The sequence below is a fragment of the Mesorhizobium sp. M0800 genome (assembly GCF_040320095.1).
Classification (GTDB): Bacteria; Pseudomonadota; Alphaproteobacteria; order Rhizobiales; family Rhizobiaceae; genus Mesorhizobium.
In genome coordinates this window covers 99,521-119,856 of the sequence record NZ_JAMYOZ010000018.1, presented here as the reverse complement: position 1 = coordinate 119,856, position 20,336 = coordinate 99,521, and the positions used below count along the sequence as shown (strand labels likewise).

The 20,336-nt window shown below is 61.8% G+C and carries 24 protein-coding genes and 1 pseudogene; 16 read left to right on the top strand and 9 right to left on the bottom strand.

The genetic code is table 11. From position 1 onward, the window contains the following. Positions 1-290: 290 nt before the first annotated feature. From NKI18_RS20980 to NKI18_RS20970, 3 genes are all read left to right on the top strand, one after another. Positions 291-1,442: an IS110 family RNA-guided transposase gene (locus NKI18_RS20980; RefSeq protein WP_352619327.1), complete on the top strand. Its 1,152-nt coding sequence runs from the start codon at positions 291-293 to the stop codon at positions 1,440-1,442. Between the two features lie 553 nt (positions 1,443-1,995). Next, positions 1,996-2,322: a DUF736 domain-containing protein gene (locus tag NKI18_RS20975; protein WP_352576627.1), complete on the top strand. Its 327-nt coding sequence runs from the start codon at positions 1,996-1,998 to the stop codon at positions 2,320-2,322. A gap of 143 nt (positions 2,323-2,465) precedes the next feature. Next, positions 2,466-2,795 (top strand): DUF736 domain-containing protein, encoded by a 330-nt coding sequence (locus tag NKI18_RS20970; RefSeq protein WP_352619326.1) that lies wholly within the window; start codon positions 2,466-2,468, stop codon positions 2,793-2,795. A 193-nt stretch (positions 2,796-2,988) separates the two neighbouring features. Here the strand turns inward: NKI18_RS20970 and NKI18_RS20965 are convergent, their stop codons facing one another. Then, positions 2,989-3,204, bottom strand: a complete 216-nt coding sequence (locus NKI18_RS20965) for a helix-turn-helix domain-containing protein (RefSeq protein WP_023674290.1) — start codon at positions 3,202-3,204, stop codon at positions 2,989-2,991. A gap of 126 nt (positions 3,205-3,330) precedes the next feature. Here NKI18_RS20965 and NKI18_RS20960 point away from each other — a divergent pair, with 126 nt between their 5' ends. From NKI18_RS20960 to NKI18_RS20900, 13 genes and pseudogenes are all read left to right on the top strand, one after another. Further along, entirely contained in the window at positions 3,331-3,609 is a 279-nt protein-coding gene (locus NKI18_RS20960; protein ID WP_352619325.1) for a DNA -binding domain-containing protein, read from the top strand. A gap of 167 nt (positions 3,610-3,776) precedes the next feature. Further along, positions 3,777-3,962 (top strand): transcriptional regulator domain-containing protein, encoded by a 186-nt coding sequence (locus NKI18_RS20955; protein WP_352455880.1) that lies wholly within the window; start codon positions 3,777-3,779, stop codon positions 3,960-3,962. A gap of 46 nt (positions 3,963-4,008) precedes the next feature. Beyond that, positions 4,009-4,533, top strand: a complete 525-nt coding sequence (locus NKI18_RS20950; protein WP_352619337.1) for a DUF2285 domain-containing protein — start codon at positions 4,009-4,011, stop codon at positions 4,531-4,533. Between the two features lie 114 nt (positions 4,534-4,647). Continuing rightward, positions 4,648-4,938 (top strand): helix-turn-helix transcriptional regulator, encoded by a 291-nt coding sequence (locus NKI18_RS20945; protein ID WP_352576619.1) that lies wholly within the window; start codon positions 4,648-4,650, stop codon positions 4,936-4,938. A 17-nt stretch (positions 4,939-4,955) separates the two neighbouring features. After that, positions 4,956-5,387 carry a replication initiator protein A gene (locus NKI18_RS20940; protein WP_352619324.1) on the top strand — a complete coding sequence of 144 codons (432 nt, stop codon included), beginning with the start codon at positions 4,956-4,958 and terminating at the stop codon, positions 5,385-5,387. Then, a complete protein-coding gene (locus tag NKI18_RS20935) occupies positions 5,384-5,935 on the top strand; it encodes a S26 family signal peptidase (RefSeq protein ID WP_352619323.1) in 552 nt (183 codons plus the stop codon). Before NKI18_RS20940 ends, NKI18_RS20935 begins: the two co-directional genes overlap by 4 nt. A 54-nt stretch (positions 5,936-5,989) precedes the next feature. Next, the gene (locus NKI18_RS20930) at positions 5,990-6,316 is read left to right on the top strand and encodes a DUF736 domain-containing protein (RefSeq protein WP_023674284.1); all 327 of its coding nucleotides are present in this window, start codon (positions 5,990-5,992) and stop codon (positions 6,314-6,316) included. 4 nt (positions 6,317-6,320) lie between these two features. Next, complete coding sequence (locus NKI18_RS20925) at positions 6,321-7,367, top strand: lytic transglycosylase domain-containing protein (protein ID WP_352619322.1); 1,047 nt, start codon at positions 6,321-6,323, stop codon at positions 7,365-7,367. Further along, entirely contained in the window at positions 7,364-7,615 is a 252-nt protein-coding gene (locus NKI18_RS20920) for a hypothetical protein (RefSeq protein WP_352619321.1), read from the top strand. Before NKI18_RS20925 ends, NKI18_RS20920 begins: the two co-directional genes overlap by 4 nt. Continuing rightward, positions 7,612-9,354 (top strand): annotated as a pseudogene (locus NKI18_RS20915) (relaxase/mobilization nuclease domain-containing protein). Before NKI18_RS20920 ends, NKI18_RS20915 begins: the two are co-directional and overlap by 4 nt. Then, on the top strand, positions 9,351-9,749 hold the full coding sequence (locus tag NKI18_RS20910; protein ID WP_352619319.1) for an ABC transporter permease family protein: 399 nt from the start codon (positions 9,351-9,353) through the stop codon (positions 9,747-9,749). The pseudogene NKI18_RS20915 and the gene NKI18_RS20910 overlap by 4 nt, the downstream one beginning before the upstream one ends. 56 nt (positions 9,750-9,805) lie before the next feature. Continuing rightward, positions 9,806-10,066 carry a CopG family ribbon-helix-helix protein gene (locus NKI18_RS20905; RefSeq protein WP_352452153.1) on the top strand — a complete coding sequence of 87 codons (261 nt, stop codon included), beginning with the start codon at positions 9,806-9,808 and terminating at the stop codon, positions 10,064-10,066. Next, a complete protein-coding gene (locus NKI18_RS20900; RefSeq protein WP_352619318.1) occupies positions 10,063-10,371 on the top strand; it encodes a type II toxin-antitoxin system RelE/ParE family toxin in 309 nt (102 codons plus the stop codon). The genes NKI18_RS20905 and NKI18_RS20900 overlap by 4 nt, the downstream gene beginning before the upstream one ends. Before the next feature lie 188 nt (positions 10,372-10,559). Here NKI18_RS20900 and NKI18_RS20895 read toward each other — a convergent pair whose 3' ends face one another. The 8 genes from NKI18_RS20895 to NKI18_RS20860 form a co-directional block, all read right to left on the bottom strand. After that, positions 10,560-11,612, bottom strand: a complete 1,053-nt coding sequence (locus NKI18_RS20895) for an L-idonate 5-dehydrogenase (RefSeq protein WP_352619317.1) — start codon at positions 11,610-11,612, stop codon at positions 10,560-10,562. Then, a complete protein-coding gene (locus tag NKI18_RS20890; RefSeq protein ID WP_352455844.1) occupies positions 11,609-13,015 on the bottom strand; it encodes a TRAP transporter large permease in 1,407 nt (468 codons plus the stop codon). Before NKI18_RS20890 ends, NKI18_RS20895 begins: the two co-directional genes overlap by 4 nt. A 3-nt stretch (positions 13,016-13,018) precedes the next feature. Continuing rightward, positions 13,019-13,591 (bottom strand): TRAP transporter small permease, encoded by a 573-nt coding sequence (locus NKI18_RS20885; protein ID WP_352455843.1) that lies wholly within the window; start codon positions 13,589-13,591, stop codon positions 13,019-13,021. 144 nt (positions 13,592-13,735) lie between these two features. After that, a complete protein-coding gene (locus tag NKI18_RS20880) occupies positions 13,736-14,710 on the bottom strand; it encodes a sialic acid TRAP transporter substrate-binding protein SiaP (protein WP_023717039.1) in 975 nt (324 codons plus the stop codon). A gap of 51 nt (positions 14,711-14,761) precedes the next feature. Continuing rightward, on the bottom strand, positions 14,762-15,481 hold the full coding sequence (locus NKI18_RS20875) for a FadR/GntR family transcriptional regulator (protein WP_352619316.1): 720 nt from the start codon (positions 15,479-15,481) through the stop codon (positions 14,762-14,764). Positions 15,482-15,677: 196 nt separating this feature from the next. Continuing rightward, positions 15,678-16,583 carry a DMT family transporter gene (locus NKI18_RS20870; protein ID WP_352619315.1) on the bottom strand — a complete coding sequence of 302 codons (906 nt, stop codon included), beginning with the start codon at positions 16,581-16,583 and terminating at the stop codon, positions 15,678-15,680. An 88-nt stretch (positions 16,584-16,671) separates the two neighbouring features. After that, positions 16,672-19,272 carry a TRAP transporter permease gene (locus tag NKI18_RS20865; RefSeq protein ID WP_352619314.1) on the bottom strand — a complete coding sequence of 867 codons (2,601 nt, stop codon included), beginning with the start codon at positions 19,270-19,272 and terminating at the stop codon, positions 16,672-16,674. Positions 19,273-19,329: 57 nt separating this feature from the next. Then, the gene (locus NKI18_RS20860) at positions 19,330-20,295 is read right to left on the bottom strand and encodes a TAXI family TRAP transporter solute-binding subunit (RefSeq protein ID WP_352619313.1); all 966 of its coding nucleotides are present in this window, start codon (positions 20,293-20,295) and stop codon (positions 19,330-19,332) included. Between the last annotated feature and the right edge of the window lie 41 nt (positions 20,296-20,336).

Genomic DNA, 20,336 nt, shown 5'->3' with positions numbered 1-20,336 from the left:
GGCCGCTCCAAACGGCCTCTTTAATGGGCTGATCTGGCCGAAGGTCGGCTGCGCCTCGATCGCCTAAGCCGCAATGGCGCCGATCGACTTTCTTCCCCTGCCGGCTGCGCCGTCATTCCTCGCCAAACAACAAAGTCGCTTGGCTGCCATCCTCCGCTGGCGCTGCGGTCGCAAGCGATGCGGCGTCGATCGCCTCCGGCCCGCCGATCGCCATCGAGATCCTATGAGTAATGGCTACGACCTGCTCTGATGCAGCAGGCATTGTTGGCCGTTGCGGAAAGGAGCAGGAGATGACGCAGGACGGTATTCAAGAAAATGCGGTGCACAAAGAACTTGATTCGATCTTCATATCAGTGGAGTTGAGCAAGAAGACCTGGCTGGTCACCTCGATCTCGCCGGGAGCTGGCGAGAAGCTATCGCGTCATACCATCCCCGGCGGGGATATTGCCGGGCTTCTTGGCCGCCTCGCTCAGTTGAAGCAAAAGGCTCGTAGCCGAACCGGCCGCGACTATCCGTTCGTCATCATTCAAGAGGCCGGCCTTGACGGCTTCTGGGTCCACCGGGTTCTGGAAGCAGAAGGCCACGACACTCATGTCGTTGACGCAGCATCCATAGCAACGTCTCGGCGCAAGCGGCGGGTGAAGACGGATAGGCTCGACGGCGAGACCCTTATCCGGGCGCTGCTGGCGTTCAAGCGTGGCGAACCGCGAGTCTGCTCCATGCTACGCGTGCCGACCCCTGATGAGGAGGATCGCCGCCGCATCGTCCGGGAGCGCAAGGTATTGATGGAAGAACGCATCCGGCACAGCAACCGGATCAAGGGTCTTCTCTTCTCACAGGGCATCACCGGCTACGATCCTCTACGGCGTGATCGTCGCGATCGGCTGGAGACACTTCGCACAGGCGATGGACGGGATCTGCCCGCAAATATGAAGCGCCAGGTTCTGCGTGAGGTCGACCGAATGGAAATGCTGCTCGATAAGATCAAGGCAGTCGAGGCGGAACGGGACGCCATGCTCGCCGAAGAACGCCAATCGGCGCGTGAAGTGGTTATGCTGTCGAAAGTCGTCGGTATCGGACCAGAGTTTGCGGCCGTGCTGTGGGGAGAGGGCTTGTTTCGGTGCTTCGACAATCGCCGGCAGCTGGCGGCCTATGCCGGCCTTGCGCCGACGCCATGGCAAAGCGGGTCGATCGACCGGGAACAGGGGATCGGAAAGTCCGGAAACCCACGCTTGCGATCGACGCTGCTGGAAATGGCGTGGCTCTGGTTGCGGCACCAGCCCGCCTCGGCGCTCAGCCGCTGGTTCAACGAGCGAGTTGCCCAGAATGGCGGATGCTTCAAGAAGGTGATGATTACCGCGCTGGCCCGCAAGCTGATCGTGGCTTTGTGGAAATACGTCCGCGCCGGCGTGGTGATCGAAGGAGCGTTTGTAAGACCATGACGATCTGACCGCATTCCAGTTCGGCCAGGGCCTGATCAGCCCCGCCGGAACCAGGTGGACGACCGCATTGCGGCATGGCTTTGAACGCCGTCATCGAGACTGGTCTCGTCCTCCTGAGCCCTTGCCGCCGCAGGCGGGATTATGGTGCAGCCGCTCGAGCGGCGACCGGATGTGAGGTTGATACGTGCAAACGCGCGGATCAGGAAACGGGCTCAGACCTCAGGTTCATGTGGCGGTAGGGATCGCGCTGCTTGTGCCGATGCATGGCTGAAGGGCCAATGGCCAGCATCGTTCTCGTGGGACTGATGCTGGAAGCCGCCCTGTGCGGCCTCTCTACTGGCTGGTCTGGCGCCGGTCGGACCTCTGCCTGCAACGGCTTCGCCGACCTTCTTCCACTGCGGCTTTGCCGCATTCCTCGCGGGACAACAAGCTCGGCTGCCGCCGTCCTCCACTAATGTTGCGGCCCCACAGGATGCAGTCGGCCCGATCGTCGCCTCACGACCGCTATCGAGGCCGCACAGGGCGGCTTCGGCAACCAGTCAGGAGAACGACAATGGCTACCATCGGCAACTTCCAGCAATCGGATAACAACGAGTTCAGCGGCGAGATCGTCACCCTCTCCCTCCAGGCCAAGAAGGTCCGTATCGTCCCCGATACGCGCGCCAGCGGCGAAAACGCTCCCAGCCACCGGGTCTTCGTCGGCCGCATCGAAATCGGGGCCGCCTGGTCCAAGCAGTCCAACGAGGGTCGCAGCTACCTGGGTCTCAAGCTCGACGACCCGAGCTTCACCGCTCCGATCTACGCCAACCTCGTCGAGGGCGAGGACGGCCAGGGCTACAGCCTCATCTGGTCACGTCCGAACCGCCGCAACGGCGACTGAGCACCCTTGCCAGGACGCCTCGCACCCAACGGGGCGTCCTCCAGAAACGACCACTCAGCAGCTCAGAGCCACAGCTTGACGAGCGGCCCCTCATGTGAGGCCGCAATGGTGCGGGCTCGAAACAGAGTTCAAGGAGAAAACTCATGGCGATAATCGGAATCTTCAAGAGGACCGGCAACAACGAGTTCACCGGCGAAATCGTCACTCTCTCGCTCCAGACCAAGAACGTCCGCGTCGTGCCCGAGACCAACCGCTCTGGCGACAGCGCCCCCAGCCACCGTGTCTTCGTCGGGCGGGTCGAGATCGGCGCCGCATGGTCCAAGCGCTCCAATGAGGGCCGCGACTATCTCGGCGTGAAGCTGGACGATCCGAGCTTCACTGCTCCGATCTACGCCAACCTCTTCAACGATGAGGAAGGCGAAGGCTACAGCCTCATCTGGTCGCGCCCCAACGGCCGCCGCAACGCGGAGTAAGGCCCCGACCAAGGCTCCGCCCGGACGAACAGGGCGGGGCCGTCCTCCTTTTCACGACAAGATGAGCGCAGTCGCTGCGCAACGAGCTCCGTCGGACTTTGGGGCGACTACCTGTCGTGTTCGCGACTGGAGACTTCATTCCTGCATGTCGCCTCGCCGATAATCGAAAATTCGCGGTGTTTCCCGCGTCAACTCACGGTGCCGATTTTCTGATCAACTCGCATGGGTCCACATTCAGCGCAGTTGCGATCCTCCCAAGAACACTGATGCTGGCCGAGACCCGAGCGCGCTCGATCGATCCGACGTAACGCATGCTCAGTCCAGAGCGGGCGGCCAGTTCCTCCTGCGTCACGTTCTGGTCATGGCGCAGACGACGCATGTTGGCCGCCATGATCTCCTTGAGATTCATGACGGATTAGGGACCAGAAAGGGAACTATCGTTCTAGGAATGATCGTTCCTATTCGCTATGATTGGTGCTCGATCTAAAGGACGGCTCCTTCGAGATCGCGATCGAAATATGAACGGTCAAATACAATGCTTAAACCGCTGCTCGATCCTGATGTCGCCGACATTGCGCCGGATGCCCCGGTCCTGACCGGCTATGACGAGGAGCGTCTGCTCACCTACATTCGCCTGCTTGACGCGGCAGCGGAAGATGCCGATTGGCGAAAGGTGGCCAGGATCGTCTTGCATATAGACCCGGAGCAGGAGCCGGAACGAGCGTTCCGGTCCTGGCAGACCCATCTTGCCCGCGCGCGATGGATGACGACCAGCGGCTACCGATATCTTCTCGCTGGCGGCGCTCCGCACTGACGCGGCCGGCGCTCCATTTTGCTGAATCGGCATAATGGTTTGCCGACTCTCAAACTATCCAACTTCCTTATGCCCCTGAATGTTGACGCCGACGCCTCACATCCGGGTACGCGGAGAGGACAGGAACAGTGCAAGGCGATTGGACCGATCCGGCGGCGTATTCACACATGTGCAGCTACCAGGCTACGGAGTTCGCTGCCGAGTATCTGATCCGGAATGACGAATTCGTGGCAGAGTGCAGCCAGCTTGCATCGCAATTCGCTGGTTCTGGAGAACCTGCCGGTCAGCCCGATCTCGCCGCCCGTTGGGGCGCGCGATTTCAAAACTGCCGGTGCCGGACTTCCGAAAGCTGACAATATCATCTGGACAGAACAGGCCTCGCCGCGCGTGCTCAGGGTCATGCGGGTATCTGCATCCCATCAGACAGTTCGACCTTCCAGCCTTGGCGGAGCCAGCGTTTGGCCGCAGGACGAAGGCCTTCACATTATTTGGTCTACCTTAATTGGGAAAAGTTATCTCGTCGCTGACGACCGCGCCGGTGAATTCAACGCTATCCTTCTGCCGCTCGACGCTGCATTCGAGACGCGGCTCGATGCAGCGCGCCGGTTCTGGCGCGCACTGAACGGCCGGGCAGCCAGTCCATCTTACGGCGCGCTGCCGCAACAGACCAAGACCAGGCATATCCTCAATTTACGCGCACATGATGGTCACCGCACGGGTGCAACCTATCGTCAGCTCGCGGAGGTGCTGTTTTCGCAGGAGCCGATTGTGCCGCGAGATTGGCGTGATCATCATCTCCGCCACAAGGTCCGAGCTATCTTACGCCGTGCAGCTTTTTTAGTCGCCGGCGGCTATCGCGATCTTCTCTTCTACCCCCACAACCGCAGCGAAAAGTCCGGCCGCCGAAGTCCTTCTTCGGGGTAGCAAAAACGCGCCCCCCAATCTTTGCCCTCCCTCGCCTTTCCTGATTTCGATCATGGTCCACTTCGCGCGTCCCGGCAGGCCAGGACGACAGCAGAACCGAATGGAGATCGAGCGATGTCGAAGGGTCCCGCGGACGCGCCCCAAAAGTATTTGCGCACGAAGGAGGCAGCACCCATCGTCGGGCTCTGCGCCCGCACACTCGAAAAGCACCGGACGTACGGCACCGGCCCAAAATACCGAAAGGTCGGCGGGCGCGTTCTCTACGACATCAACGACCTGCACGCCTGGATAGAGCTGGGGGCACGCACCTCCACCAGCGATGTCAACGCGACCTATGTTCCGCCGGCAAAACCCCATGCAGCCCGCGCGCCCGCCTATGTCGGCAGACGCGACCGCAGCTCCTGATCTGTGGCGCACCGAAAATGCAGTATCGCGAGACCGTTCAGCAGCAATTTGCGCTGCCTCATGTCCCCTCATCCGGCTTCCCTCCACGCGGCACGGAGGACGTCGTGGCGCGGCAGCTCGTCTTATTGGTGAAATCCCGCCGCCTGACACCGATCCACTCTCATGCGCGCGAAGAATCGACCTGCGTTGAGGCGGCAAGTGTGCACGGCATGGCAACGATTTGGAACGCTGCCATCCTGGTCTGGGCTTTGTCGCAAAACATCCACGCGCAAGCCAGGAGATTGCAACCGCGCCGCCTGGTAGCGGCGAAACAGCAGCAAACCCTGACCTTCAGGTCGCCGCGTCAACGGCGGCACGTCCACAGCCGGATAGCCGCACGCGAGCAGCCGAGTCCATACACGGGCAAGCGTCTTAAAGCTTGCCTGCTGCGCCCCGGGATCGAGTCATGAGCAAACGCACAAAGATCATCGCCACCATGGTTGGCGGCGCAGTGCTCGCCGCGGCGCCGGCATGGATTAGCCATCCGCCGATATCCATCTGGAACGCATCGGCGAGCATCCCCGTCGGGCTCTATCGCGTCCAGCCGGCCGACAAAATCGGTATTGCCAATATCGCCGTCATCATGCCGCCCGAGCCATTGGCGGCCTTCATGGCAAGACGCGGGTATCTGCCGAAAAATGTGCCGCTCCTGAAGCGTATTTTGGCACTCGGGGGCGCAACCGTCTGTCGCCAAGGCACAACGATCATCGTCAACGGCAAGACGTATGGACATGCGCGCGAGCGTGACAGTCGCGGTCGACCCCTGCCCATCTGGCAGGGCTGCCGCGACATTGCCGAGGCCGACGTCTTCCTTATGAACCCGGGTGCAACCGACAGTTTTGACAGCCGCTATTTCGGCCCGCTCCCGCTCTCATCGATAGTTGGCCGCGCGGTTCCCGTCTGGACCACGGAGCGCACCACTCCGGTGCTGGGATATCACCAACGATCCCCTCGCTAGCGAGCCGTGACGGCTCGGCTCGACGCGCACTAACACTCAGAAAGGAGCACTGCAATGACCCAGATCGGAACCTTCACGCGCAATGATGACGGCTTCTTCGGCAATCTCTCCACGCTAACAATCGAGGCGAAGATTGCCATCCTGCCTGCCGAGAAATCCAAAACCGAAAACGCGCCCGACCATCTGATCTATTGCGAAGGGATGGCGGTCGGTGCGGCTTGGGACCGCGCCGGAGACAAGGCTGGGGATTACCTCTCCGTCTCAATTGACGACCCGTCCTTTACGCAGCCGATCCGCGCCAAGCTGTTTCGGTCCGATGCAGAGAACAGCGTCTGGAGCCTGCACTGGAACCGATCATCGAAGCGCGACGGGCGAGGCTGAACAGATGCTTCTGGAGCCCTTCGACGAATCTTTCTCGCCAACCCTTTTGATCCATTGCGCGCCGGTCAAACCCTTCGATCCGACCGCCCGCGAGGCAGCCCAGAGGGGGCCGGACACTTGCTTGTGGCTGCGGACGCCGATTTCATCACAGTTTTGGCAAAGCCGGTTCGATCGGCGAGCCCCTGCCCTTAACGGAAGCGAACACCGGCGCAGGCTGGCAGCGCATCGGTTCTGCGATCTGCGGGATGCAGCCCACAGAGGCATGACGACGTTTGCCGCATGTGTCATGCTCGGCTTCGTGGCGCCCGAAACTGGTGCAGCGGCTTCCTCTGCTGGTGAACGGCCGGCGCACTCCGAGTCGACGATCTTGTCGGCTGGCCCGTGGTCGCGGCATATCCGGGAAGCGTCAAAACGCTTCGCCATTCCAGAGCGGTTGCTGCGCGGCGTAATGCATGTTGAGAGCGTCGGCGATGTTCGTGCGCTTTCAAGCAAGGGCGCAATGGGCTTGATGCAGATCATGCCGGCGACGTGGGAAGAACTGCGCATCAAATACCGTCTCGGTGACGATCCCTATCAACCGCGTGACAACATTCTTGCAGGTGCAGCATATCTTCGCGAAATGCTCGACAGCTTCGGGCGCAGCGGCTTTCTTGCCGCTTACAATGCCGGTCCTGGTCGGTACACGGAACATCTCTTAACCGGCCGTCCGCTGCCACGCGAGACGGTCGACTACGTCAGGAAACTCGCGCCGCTGCTCGATGGTGCAGTTCTCAGTCCGCGGCGCGCGCGGCAAGGAAGGGGCAGAGCCAGCTCGCTCCGTGCAACGATCTTTGCGCATCCCCATGACATTCGGAACGCCACTGCATCGGATGGCAATGGTTATGGCGAGACGATCTTTGCGGCGATTCATTCGTCCGCAATGCGGTCGCCAATGGGCAATCCTGTTGCGGACCTGACCGCGATCGAGCCACGGCCGGGTGAAACCGATTTCCAATCGAACCACGCTGTTTCCGGCCTATTCGCTCAGCCCTCTTTAGCCATATCGCGATGATCGCCACGTTCCTCCTCAATTGCATTCCGGCCTGTTCCGTCGAGGAAATTGCGGCGGAAGGGTTGGCTGTGGATGAGAACAGAGAGATTGGCAGGATAAAGGGCCGCGAGGTGCGGCTCGGTTCGGCCGATTGTTTTCCTTACGATTTTCGTCTCATTTCGCAATGTGCTGGCACAATCAGCGATGTGCGCTATTCCCAATTTTTCAGTCTTTCAATGGAAACCGCACCTCGTGGCCGTCTAGCATGAAGCGTGACGATAGCTTTCGCGTCCGCCCCGGTCGCATCCGCTCCCGCGCCGGCCAGCGCGCACGACCCTTCATCTTCCAGGCTCTTGCGGCCACACAGCGCGCCGGCGGGCACCTTACACGCGAGGGTCGGATCACCTCCCCGCGAGCTTCAACGTTTGGCCGCGGCAGGTCAGCGAGCATCCGCGCCAGTCGCCTCATCTCTGACAGCTCACGCGGCGCCGTCGTCAAGACCCGTGTGGTACGGCAGTTCAGAGGGTCTGCGCCACTCGCCACCCATCTCAAATATCTTCGCCGCGAAGGTGTTACACGTGATGGTGAGAAGGCGAGGATGTTCGGTCCCGACACCAAAGATGCAGATCATGACGCCTTCTGCGACCGCTGCAAGGATGATCGGCATCACTTCCGTTTCATCGTTTCGCCGGAGGATGCAATGGAGCTCGGCGACCTCAAGAACTTCGCTTGTGACCTGATGGTCGACATGGAGCGCGACCTCGGCACGAGGCTCGACTGGATAGCCGTCGATCACTGGAACACCGAACATCCGCACGTTCACATCCTCGTTCGCGGCGTTGCCGACGATGGCGAGAGCCTTGTCATCTCGCGCGACTACATCCGCCAGGGCATGCGCGATCGGGCGAGCGACATTCTCACCCAGACGCTTGGGCTCCGCACGGACCTCGACATCCGCCAGGCCATCGAGCACCAGGTCGACACTTAGCGCTGGACGCAGCTCGATCGCCAGCTTGTTCGTGACGCCGACCGTCATGGTATCATTGATCTCGCGCCACACCCTGATCGCCGGCCCGACGAGTTCCTGGGGCTCAAAGTCGGCCGGCTGCGGCAACTGGAAAGCCTGGGCCTCGCGAACGAGATCCGTCCCGGCCAGTGGATGGTGGTCGAAGAGGCCGAGGCCACTTTGCGCGCCCTCGGTGAACGCGGCGACATCATCAAGCGCATGCACCGCAGCCTCACTGTGCATGGGCTAGAAAAAGGGACGGCCGACTATGTGCTGGCCGCCGAAAAGATTGATGCGCCCGTGATCGGCCGACTGCTCGAACGCGGCCTTGATGACGAACGGCGCGGCGCGGCCTATGCCATCGTCGATGGCATTGATGGACGCACGCACCACATTCGCTTCCATGACCCTGATGCGGCCGGAGACTCCGACCCGGGCTCGGTCGTGGAGTTGTGCCGCGATGCGAGTGCAAATGGCGATGGCCGGGTCACGCTCGCGGTCCGCTCCGACCTCTCAATCGAACAGCAGGTCCATGCTTCCGGCGCGACTTGGCTCGATCGCCAACTCGTTGCACGCGAGCTTGCCGAATTCGGTGACGGCGGCTTTGGCAGGGACGTAAGACAGGCACTGCAAGATCGGGTCGACCACCTTGTCAGCCGCGATCTGGCCAGGCGCGAGGGACAGCGCGTCATTCTTGTGCGCAATCTGATCGATACTCTACACGATCATGAGGTGGAATCGCTCGGTGCCCGCCTCGCCGCCGAGACGGGCCTCTCATTCACGAAGGCTGCCAACGGCGATCATGTGGCTGGGATTTACCGGCGGCGTTTCTCGCTGGCTTCAGGCCGGCTCGCGATGATCGACAATGCGCTCGAATTCAAGCTCGTGCCCTGGTCGCCGTCGCTCGAAAAGCGATTGGGTAATCAAGTCATCGGGGTCGTGTGCTCGGATACGGGGGGCGTGGATTGGAACCTGGGAAAGAAGCGCGGCATCGGGCTATGAAGGTTACAGGCGTATGCTCTATCCTGATGCTGGGAAGCCAGCACGGTCGCACATTCTATTTGTACCCGCACAGTGAAGCGCCGATTGCCTCGCAAAATAGGGACTTTGCGCATCCTCGATTCAGTCTGGCGCCCGCGATCGCGGCACTGGCGCTGTTTGCCTTCGTCTATCATTGGAACAGCTATCTGTGGCCGCTGACAGTTTTGCAGGGCAATGCAGAGGATTATCCGATCGTCATTAGCCTCAGCCGCCTGCTCAGCTACAACAGAGGCGCTCTCAACACGGGACTGGTGATGGCCGGCGCGACGCTTGCCGTGCTCCCGCCACTAGTGCTCTTCGTCTTCCTGCAGCGCTTCTTTGTGGATTCGATCGTCGGCTCGGCGATCAAGGGATAATGGACCAGCGCGGCGCTCTGTGCTAAGGTGTACACAGATCAACACAGGACACCGCTATGGCCGCTAGCACCACTATGACAATTCGCGTCAGTCCCGATGTAAAGGAAAAGCTCGACCGGATCGCAACCGACACCCGGCGTAGCAAGTCGTTCCTCGCAGGTGAAGCCGTCGCAGCGTATGTCGATCGCGAGCTTGAAATCATTGAAGGTATCAAGCGCGGCCTTGCTGATGTCGAAGCTGGGCGCATCGTGTCTCATGATAAGGCTATGGCAGAAATTTATGCCGCGATTGATGCCGGCACGGGCCGCAAGGTGTGACGCGAGCCGTTCAGTGGTCTCGCGGTGCGCTGGACGACATCAAAGAACAGATCGCCTATATCTCGCAGGATAATCCGCGCGCTGCGCGCCTGGTAGCAGACCGGATTCTGGACGCAGGGGCCGCGCTTGGGGAAATGGCAACCGGGCGACCCGGCCGTGTATCCGGCAGCTATGAAAAGCCTTTGAGTCGCCTGCCCTACATCATCGCTTATGCCGTGACCGCCAAGGGCGGCCGGGAAAGCATTTCAATTTTGCGGGTGATCCACGCAGCGCGCGATTGGCAGGACGAGGAATGGCCGAACTGAGCGAAATCTCGCGACGAAGGGGCTTTAATCGCGAGCGGATTTGCTGCCAACGATTTTGACAGCAAGCTGCCGGGTATTGCTCCCGAGTTTAACCGGAGACCTGGGTGGGAGCACATACGTCGAGCACGTTCTGAGTTTCGTCCGTTCGCAATGAGTTATGGCTACTAACGATCTGGCAAAACCACGATTCAGTCCGCGGTCAGCACGACCTTGACACTCTGTGAACGGTCGGCGGCAAGACGGAACGCGTCTGGGGCGGAGGAAAGCGTGCGCTCCGCCGTCACGAGCTTGAGGACGTCCACTTCCCCCGACACGATGAGATCGACCGCCCGGCCGAACTCCGTGCCGAAGCGGAATGTGCCTTTGAGGTCGATCTCCTTGGCCATCACTGCATTGGCAGGCAGCGGGATCTGGCCACCGGGAAGATTGCCGACCTGGACCACCGTGCCGCCACGCCGGACGCTTGCGATTGCTGCGGCAAGGCCGGCCGCGCTGCCAGAAATCTCGAACGCCACATCAAGCGAACCGCCGGCAGCAAGCCCCTGGAGCTCGGCGTCGCCGCCGGAAAGGTCGATCGTCCTGTCGGCGCCCAACCTGCGGGCGAAGGCGAGCGGCGCGGCGGCGATGTCGGCGACGGTCAGTTCACCGCAGCCGGCAAGCCTGGCCGCGAGCATGGTCAAGAGACCGATGGGGCCGGCACCGAACAGGATGACGTTGCGGCCCCTGATGTCGTCGCCCGCCCGCGCGACGGCGTGCAGGCTCACCGCTAGCGGCTCGGCAAGTGCGGCCGCCTGGTAGGCCACATCGGATGGAACCTTGAAACATTGCGCGGGCGTGGCGTCGAACAGACTGACGAAGCCGCCCTGCATATGCGGTGTCTTCGATGCCGAGCCCATGAAGTAGATGTTTTCGCAGAGATTGGCCCGCCCCTCCAGGCATCGCGCGCAATGCCCGCACCAGCGCGACGGATTGACCGCGACATGGTCGCCGACGCCCAGGCCGGGCGCGGCGCCGTTGATCTCGACGATTTCGCCCGAGATCTCGTGGCCGAGGACAAGCGGCGAGGTGACGACGAAGTCACCGGTACGGGCATGGCGGAAATAATGCAGGTCGGAGCCGCAGATGCCTCCCGCCCCGAAGCGCACCCGCACCATGCCTGGTGCCAGCGGTCCCAGCGGACGCTCCACGACGCGCAGGTCCTGCGGGCCGAACAGCGTCGCCGCAATCACCTGGCCGCTCACCGGATCAGTCCCATCTCGGTCGGCAGCCAAAGCGTAATGGCGGGTATGAAGGTGATCAGAAGCAGCGCCACGATAAGCGGCACCAGCCACGGCAGGATCGCCATGGTGGTGCGCTCAACCGAGAGCTTGGCGACGCGCGACAGCACAAAGAGCACCATGCCGAGCGGCGGGTGCAAAAGCCCGATCATCAGGTTGAGCGTCATGATCAGCCCGAAATGCACCGGGTTGATGCCGTAGACGGCGGCGACCGGCAGCAGGATCGGCACCAGAATCGTGATCGCCGCGATCGTATCGAGGAAGCAGCCGACCACCAGCATCAGGATGTTGACCAGGATCAGGAAGACCCATTTGTTTTCGGTGAGCGCGAAGATGAAGTTCGAAAACAGCTGTGCTGCCTGGCTGACGGTGAGCAGCCAGGCGAAGATCGATGCGGCGGTGACGATGAACAGCACCGACGCGGTCGTTTCGATCGTATCGAAGCTGGCCTTGGCAAGCAAACGCAGCGTCATCGTGCGGTAGCGCACCAGCCCGAGGAAAAGCGACCAGATCACGGCCGCCATCGCCGCCTCGGTCGGCGTGAACCAGCCCATCGTCATGCCGCCGATCAGGATGACCGGCGTCATCAGCGCCATGACCGCGGAGAAATCGAAATACCAGTCCGCCACGATCAGCACCAGCAGCGCTATGCCGACCGCGATATTGATCGACAGGCCAAGCTGCACCAGCACATAGCAGCCAATCGGAAAGGCAGCCACCACCAGCACCTCGCCCGCCGCTTCGGCCAGCCGCCGAAGCTCGAAGGATGTGTCGGAGCCCCAGCCGCGCCTGTAGGCGAAGATGGCGACCGTGATCATCATCAGCACGGTCATGACCACGCCGGGCAGGATGCCGGCCATGAACAGCGCGCCAATAGAGACATTGGCCATCATGCCGTAGATGACGAAGGGCAGCGAAGGCGGGAAGATCGGTCCGAGCGTGGCTGAAGCGGCGGTAACCCCGACCGCGGCGTCGATAGGATAGCCGTGATCCTTCATCGCCTTGATCTCGATTGTGCCGATGCCAGCGGCGTCGGCGAGCGCGGTGCCCGACATGCCGGAAAAGATCACCGATCCGATGATGTTGACCTGCGCCAGGCCGCCTTTCATCCAGCCGACCAGGGCAAGGGCGAAGGAATAGATGCGCCCGGTGACGCCGGCGATGTTCATGAGGTTGCCGGCCAGGATGAAGAAGGGCACGGCGAGCAGCGGAAAGCTCTCCACCCCGGCGATCATGCGCTGGGCTGCGATGATATCGGGCGCGACGCCGTAGATGACGAGGTAAAGGATCGAGGCGGCCGCCATCGAAACAGCGACCGGCACGCCGATGAGCATCAGGACAAGAAAGCCCCCGACCAGAAGCAGCATCGCTCAGACCCCCGCCGTCTCGAACGCACCGGGACGCTCGAGTACCGAATAGCCGCGCCGGTAATTGCCGATGAAGACCTGGATCGAGCGCAGAAGCATCAGCACGAACCCGGCCAGTACGGCGTAGAAGAACCAGCGGCGCGGCAGGTTGACGGTGACCATGCGCTCATGCGCCACGATCGTGACGTAGCGCCACATCAGCCACGATCCGTAGGCGAAGAATGCGATGCGGATAACATCGACGGCGAGCGCCAGCCAGCGGCCGACGCGCTCCGGCAGATAGTGGTAAAGCACGTCGACATGGATATGACGCGAAAGGCGCACGCACATGGCGGCGCCCAGAAAAACGACGACGACGAGCGCGTTGATGGCGATCTCCTCGGTCCAGGCAAGGCTGTTGTTCAGCGCATAACGGGTGAAGAACTGTAGGAAGACACACACGACCATGCCCCAGAATACGGCAAGCGTGATCCAGTCCTCGATGCCGTGGTCCGACAGGTCGACGTGTACCGGCACCTCCTCGAAGGCGTGCGCAATCTCTTCGACGGTGATCTCGGTATGGTGTTCCTCGGCCATTGGCGCGGGCTCCCGAAGCTGGTGGGTCGTCAAGGATTGAAAGGGCCGTCCGGCGCAATTTGGAGCCGGACGGGAGGGCAGGTTAAAGCGGCGAATCCGATTGCCGCCCTATCCTCTTTATTGAGCATCCGATTTACCGGTGCCCTACTTGATGGCGCGGATCGCTTCCCAATCGGCCTTGTTGTAGCCGAACTCCTCGAAGGTGACCTTCTCCAGCACATTCTTCTCGAAGTCGGCACGGTCGACATCGGTTACGCTGATGCCGCGGTCCTTGAATACCTGCACCAGTTCCTTTTCGCGGGCGACGATCTTTGCCGTGGCGCGGGCGGCAGCCTCCTGCATCACCTCGGTGAAGATCTTCTTGTCCTCATCGGAAAGCGAGGCCCAGCGCGACGCCGATATGATGGTGTTTAGATGATCGACGATATGGCCAGTGAGCACGATGTTCTTCTGCACCTCGTAGAATTTCTTCGCCTCGATGGTGGTCAGCGGGTTCTCCTGGGCCTCCACCGTGCCGTTCTGCAGGGCCAGATAGACCTCGGCGAAGGCAATCGGCGCCGTGTTGGCGCCGCAGGCACGCGGCATGGCCAGATAGGCCGGCACGTCGGGAACGCGCATCTTCAGGCCCTGCATGTCGGAGCACTTGGCGATCGGCCGATTCGAGGTGGTCTGCCGCGTGCCGTAATAGGTGGTGGCGGCGATGTGATTGCCGGTCTTGTCCTCATAGCCCTTGGTCAGGGCCTTGTAGACGTCGCTCTTGGTGTATTTCAGCAGATGGTCGGCATCGCGGAAAGTGTATGGGAAATAGGTGACGCCGATCGGTGGATATTCGCGCGCCGCGAAGCTCGATCCTGAAATGATGATGTCGACGGTGCCGAGCATCAGGCCTTGGTTGATGTCCGCTTCCTTGCCAAGCTGCGAGGCCGGATAGACGTCGATGGCGTAGCGGCCCTGGGTGCGCTTCTTGATTTCGTCGGCCGCCCACACGGATTCGGTGTGGAAGGGCTCCGTCGTCTCGTAGACATGTGCCCATTTCAGGACCGTTTCCGCCGAGGCCGACGCCATGGGTATGGCAATTGCGGCGATCGCACCGAGCAGAACTGCGTATTTTCTCAGCATCTAATTCCTCCCTGGTTGAACTTGACGGCCGGATCTCCCCCCGGCCAACTGCTATCCCGCAACCTCCTTGGCTGCGGCTCTCTCATCGAAATTGCGTGAGAATCTGATTTGCGACTGGCGCAGATGCTGCTGCATGGCGGCCTTGGCCCGCTCGGGGTCGCGCGCGGCAATTGCATCGCGCACGGCACGATGTTCCTTTGCCGCGACCTGCCAGGAATCGCTGGTCTCGAAATAGATCGACAGGCGTTCGAAGTACGGGTTCATGCGCTGGTCGAAAAGCTCGCCGATGAAGCGCACCAGCACCGCGTTCTCGAGAACGCCCGCGACTGCAGTATGGAATTCCCGGTCGAGCGCAATGGTCATCTTGTTGGGGTGACGCATGGCCTCCATCCGGCGCAGCACGTCGTCGAGCCGTTCGATATCTGCAGGCCGGACATGGAGGGCCGCTTCGGCGGCGATCGCGCCTTCGACGAATTCGCGCGCGCGCAACAGCTCGAACGGGCCTTCCTCGACTTCGGGTTCGGAGGCGGCGGCGCTCGGCGGATCGGTGACGTAGATACCCGAGCCGACGCGGATGCGTATGCGGCCTTCGACCTCCAGCGCTATCAGCGCTTCACGGACTGTCGGGCGGGAAATTCCGAGCTGGTCGGCCAGATCCCGCTCGGTCGGCAGGCGGTCGCCGACGGAAAACTCGCCGGCATCGATCAGCTGCCTGAGCTGATCGGCGACCTGTCGGTATAGCCGGCGAGGTTCAACGGCCTGGATCGGCATGCGCGTCTAATTCCCCTCCCCGGCCGCCCTGGTACATTGGTCTGACCCATTGACCGCAGCCTAAACTGACGACCAAGAGAGTCAAGCTGGATAAAAAAAGACAGAAGAAGAAGGCGCCCTGCCCCATCTATCCGGTGCACCTATGTGGCGGGGGCCCGCGCAGCAGAAGGCGGCGCATTGCGAAGCATTGCATGCGTCAGCGCCGTCCTCCGCGAATGACCAGGACGTTTCCGGCGGCGACGAGGACGAGCCCGATGATCGCGTACGCAGTCCAGGCATAGCCTTCCAGCGCCGTGGAGATCAAAAGCGCAAAGACGGGAAATATGACGGTCGCATAGCCGGCGCGGGCGCCGCCAATGCGTCCGAGCAGCGTCAGGTAGGCAGCGAAAGCCACGACGGTCGATATGACGGCGAGGAAGACCAGCGAGCCGATATAAGAGGCAGTCGTCGCGAACACGAACGGCTCACCGAGCAGGAAGGCCAGGAACGCCGACCAAAGAGTGCCATAAAGCATGCCCCAGGCGCTCGTTGAAACGAGCGGCAAGCCGCGGCGCTGGTTTGCGACGGAGACGAGATTGCCGGCGCAGAAGCTCAGCGTGCCGCAGAGGCACAGAAGAAGGCCCACCAACGTACCGCCGGAAAGCCCGTTGGCAGCGATTTCGGGAAAGAACATCAGCGCTATGCCGGCGAAGCCGATGAGGCCGCCGGCGAGAATGCGCGGCGCCGGGCGCTCACCGATGACCAAGGCACCGAGCAGCATGTTGATGACCGAGGCGAGCGAGAAGACGACCGAGAGCAAGCCGCTGACGAGGTAGCCGGCGCCGTAATAGAAAAACAGGAAGTTCGACGAGAAGATGAGGATGCCGAGCACTGCAAAGCGCAGATGATCGGTGATCGAAAAGCGGAGCCGCCGGCCGGAAAAACCTGCCCAGGCAAACATCAGCAGCGTGGCGATGGCGAAGCGCCAAACCAGATTGACCTCGTTCGACACACCGCTGCCGACCTGAAGTTCGATCGCGAACCACGATGCGCTCCAGGCAATGACCGTCAGCGCGTAAAGCCCGTAGTCGACGGGTTCGAAGGGGTGGTCGCGCGTCGGCATGCGCATTTCCTCGTTAGTCGGCTCCGGGGCGTCGTTTGGTTCTCTGGTTACCGACATGCTGGCCAAGACGCTTCCGCTCACAAGACGTTTACAGACCAACCGTCCGCCTTCGCCGCTTCTGGCCCCAGACGACGAGACCGAGCAACAGCAGAGCCGGAATGGCGAACCAATAGCGCGACGTCCGTTCCGCCGGGACTAGCACCTGGTTGATTTCGTCGCCGGGCTGCAGGCCGAATTTGGCCGCCTGGCTGCCCAGCCGCACCACGCCGATCGTCACGCTATCGCCAAGCGCACTGACGTCCAGGCCCGCGGCCTTCAGGCGTTCTGCCGATGAATTTGCAGGCCCGAGTTGTAGACGTACCAGCTTCGATATCTCATCGCCGTTGAGGTTCAGTGTCGTCAGGCGCAAGCGAACTGCGCCCCCCTCGGCTGTCTCGTCGACGATACGGCCGAGTTGGGAGGCAGGTACTGCCCGATACGGTTCGCTCACCTGATCGAGCAATAATCCCGGCCTGAACAAGATGAAACAGGCCACAAGCAACGCAATCGTCTCGTACCAGCGGTTGCGCACGAGCATCCAATTCTGCGTCGCGGCTACAAACGAGACCATGGCCAGCGTCGATGTCACGACCATCGCGACGAAGTCGAACGGACCTTCGAGATCGATCATCAGCAGCCCGGTGTTGAAGATGAAGATGAACGGCAAGAGACCGGTACGGATCTCGTATTTGAAACCCTGAATTCCGGTCTTCACCGGATCGGCGCCGGAAATTGCCGCAGCAGCATAAGCCGCCAGCCCCACTGGCGGCGTCACGTCCGCCATCAGCCCGAAATAGAAAACGAACATGTGGACGGCGACCAGCGGTACGGCAAGATCGTTCTGCGCCGCCAAATCGACGATGACCGGCGCCATCAAGGTGGCGACGACGACATAGCTTGCAGTGGTCGGCATGCCCATGCCGAGAATGATGCAGATCACCGCGGTGAACAAAAGCATGACGATGAAGCTGCCGCCCGAGATGAATTCGACCAGCTCGGTCATTACCAGCCCGATGCCCGTGAGCAGAACCGTGCCGACGATGATGCCGGCCGTCGCAGTGGCAATGCCGACCGTCGTCATGTTGCGTGCGGCGGCGGACAGGCCACCGACCAGATCGTCGAAACCGTGAAGCCAATGCTGCGCCAGCGCGCGGTCCTTGCGGAAAAAGGCGGTGAGCGGCCGCTGCGTGACGATCAGCGCCATAAGGGCGACAGCGCCCCAGAATGCCGACAGGCCGGGCGACAACTCCTCCACCATCAGGCACCAGATCAGCAGGATCACAGGCAGCAGAAAATGCAGGCCGGTGCGCGCCGTCTCGCCGAAGTGCGGAATCCTGACGATCTCGCCCTCCAGATCCTCCAGCGGCAGGTCGGGATAACGCGCCCGGTAGGCGACAAGGCCGATGTAAACGGCGATCAGCGCGGCAGTGATCATCCAGGTCGCGGCCGCGCCGAAAACGATCTTCGTCCAGCCAATGCCGTAATAGACAAGCCCTGCGAGGACGATGAAGCCGCATATGCCCATCAGCCCGCGCCGCGCACCCTGAAATGCGGAGTGCGTGCTGCGTGACGGCAGGCCCTTCATCCCCGTCTTCATCGCCTCGATATCGACGATGTAGAACAACGAGCCGTAGGTCAGCAGCGCTGGATAGAAGGCGTGCTTGACCACCTCGGCATAGGAGATGCCGACATATTCCGCGATCAGGAACGCGGCGGCGCCCATCACCGGAGGCATCAATTGACCATTGACGCCGGCCGCGCATTCGATGGCGCCCGCCTTCACCGCCGAATATCCGACCCGTCGCATCAACGGGATGGTGAAGGTTCCGGTGGTCACGACATTGGCGATCGACGACCCGGAAATCATGCCGGTCAGGCCGGAAGCCACGACACCGGCCTTGGCCGGACCGCCGCGGTATTTGCCGAGCAGCGAGAAGGCAAGCTGGATGAAAAAGCCGCCGGCGCCGGCGCGCTCCAGCAATGTTCCGAACAGAACGAACATGAAGACGACGTTGGTGGACACACCGAGGGCAACACCGAAGACCCCCTCCGACGTCAGCCACATCTGCGAGGCTGCGCGCGATAACGTCGCGCCCTTGTGGCCGAGCAGGCCAGGTAGGTGAGGCCCGGCAAAGATATAGATCAGCATGATCGCCGCGATGACGGTGATGGCAGGCCCGACGGCGCGACGGGCGGCCTCGAGCAGGATGAGGACGCCGGCGATCGAGACGACCAGGTCAGCCGCAGTAGGAAGGCCCGGCCGATGGGCGATATCGCTGTAAAAGACCAACAGATAGAGGGCGGACGCCGCCCCGGCGATGCCTAGCACCCAGTCGGGCAGCGGCACCCGGCTGCGCGACGAGGTCTTGAAGGCCGGAAACGTCAGCATCGCCAGAAACAGGGCGAAGGCCAGATGGATGGAGCGGGCGATGCCGTCGCTGACGACACCGAAATTGAGCATGAACGGAAGGGGCGAGGCATACCAGAGCTGGAACAGCGACCATGCCAGCGATACGCCGAGGATCAGCTTCGCGGTGCGGCCGGTCGGCTTGCGCCCACCGGTGTCGGCCTCGGCGACGATCTCGCTAAGCTTGTCAATGTCGATAGCGGGTTGGTCAGGCCCTGCCGCCCGCTGGCTTTGATCTGTCATCGTTCCCCACAATTATTTTGCGATGCGAGGCGCCCGTGGCGCCTCGCATTGAAGGCCTCAGAGCCAGCCCTTCTCCTTGTAATAGCGCTCCGCGCCCGGATGCATTGGCGCCGACAGACCGGTCTTAATCATCTCCTTGGGATCGAGATTGGCGAAAGCCGGATGCAGTTTCTTGAAGTCGTCGAAATTTTCGAAGACCGATTTCACCAGTTCGTAGACCACCTCATCGGGCGTGCTGGCATTCGTCACCACTGTCGCGCGGACGCCGAATGTCGTCACGTCGTCCGGATTGTTGGCGTACATGCCGCCCTTGATGGTGGCGACTGAATAGTACGGATGAGCTGCCAACAGCGCGTCCACTGCCGGACCGCTCAGCGGGATGAGTTTGGCGCCACAGGCCGTGGTCGGATCCTGGATCGCGGCGGAAGGATGACCGACGCCGTAGAAGAAACCGTCGATCTTGTTGTCGCACAGCGCGCTGCCCTGCTCGTCCGCCTTCAGCTCCGCGGCAAGCGAGAAATCGCCGAGCGTCCAGTCCATCTGCTTGAGCAACTCCTCCATGGACGAGCGGGTGCCTGACCCGGGATTGCCGACGTTGAAGCGTTTGCCTTTGAAATCCTCGAATTTGGTGACGCCGGCGTCCGGCCGCGCTAGCACGGTAAACGGCTCGGGATGGACGGAAAACACGGCCCGCAGATCCTTGAACGGCTTGCCGTCGAAATTTCCGGTCCCCTCATAGGCCTGGTACTGGACGTCCGATTGGGTCAGGCCGAAATCGAGGTCGCCGGTCTGGATGGAGTTGACGTTGAAGACCGAACCGCCGGTCGACTCCGTCGAGCATCGGATGCCGGTTTTCTGCCGGTCCTTGTTCATCAGTCGGCAAATGGCGCCGCCGACGGCGTAGTAGACGCCGGTGACCCCGCCGGTGCCGACCGTGACGAAGCGCTGCTCGGCTCCGACGGATGGCAGCGCCAGCAGCATGCAGGCCGCCGCGCCGATCAGGGTTTTTATTGAACTGTACATGGTTGCTACCTCTCTGGTGGGTGTCCCGGCCCGTCGCCGAT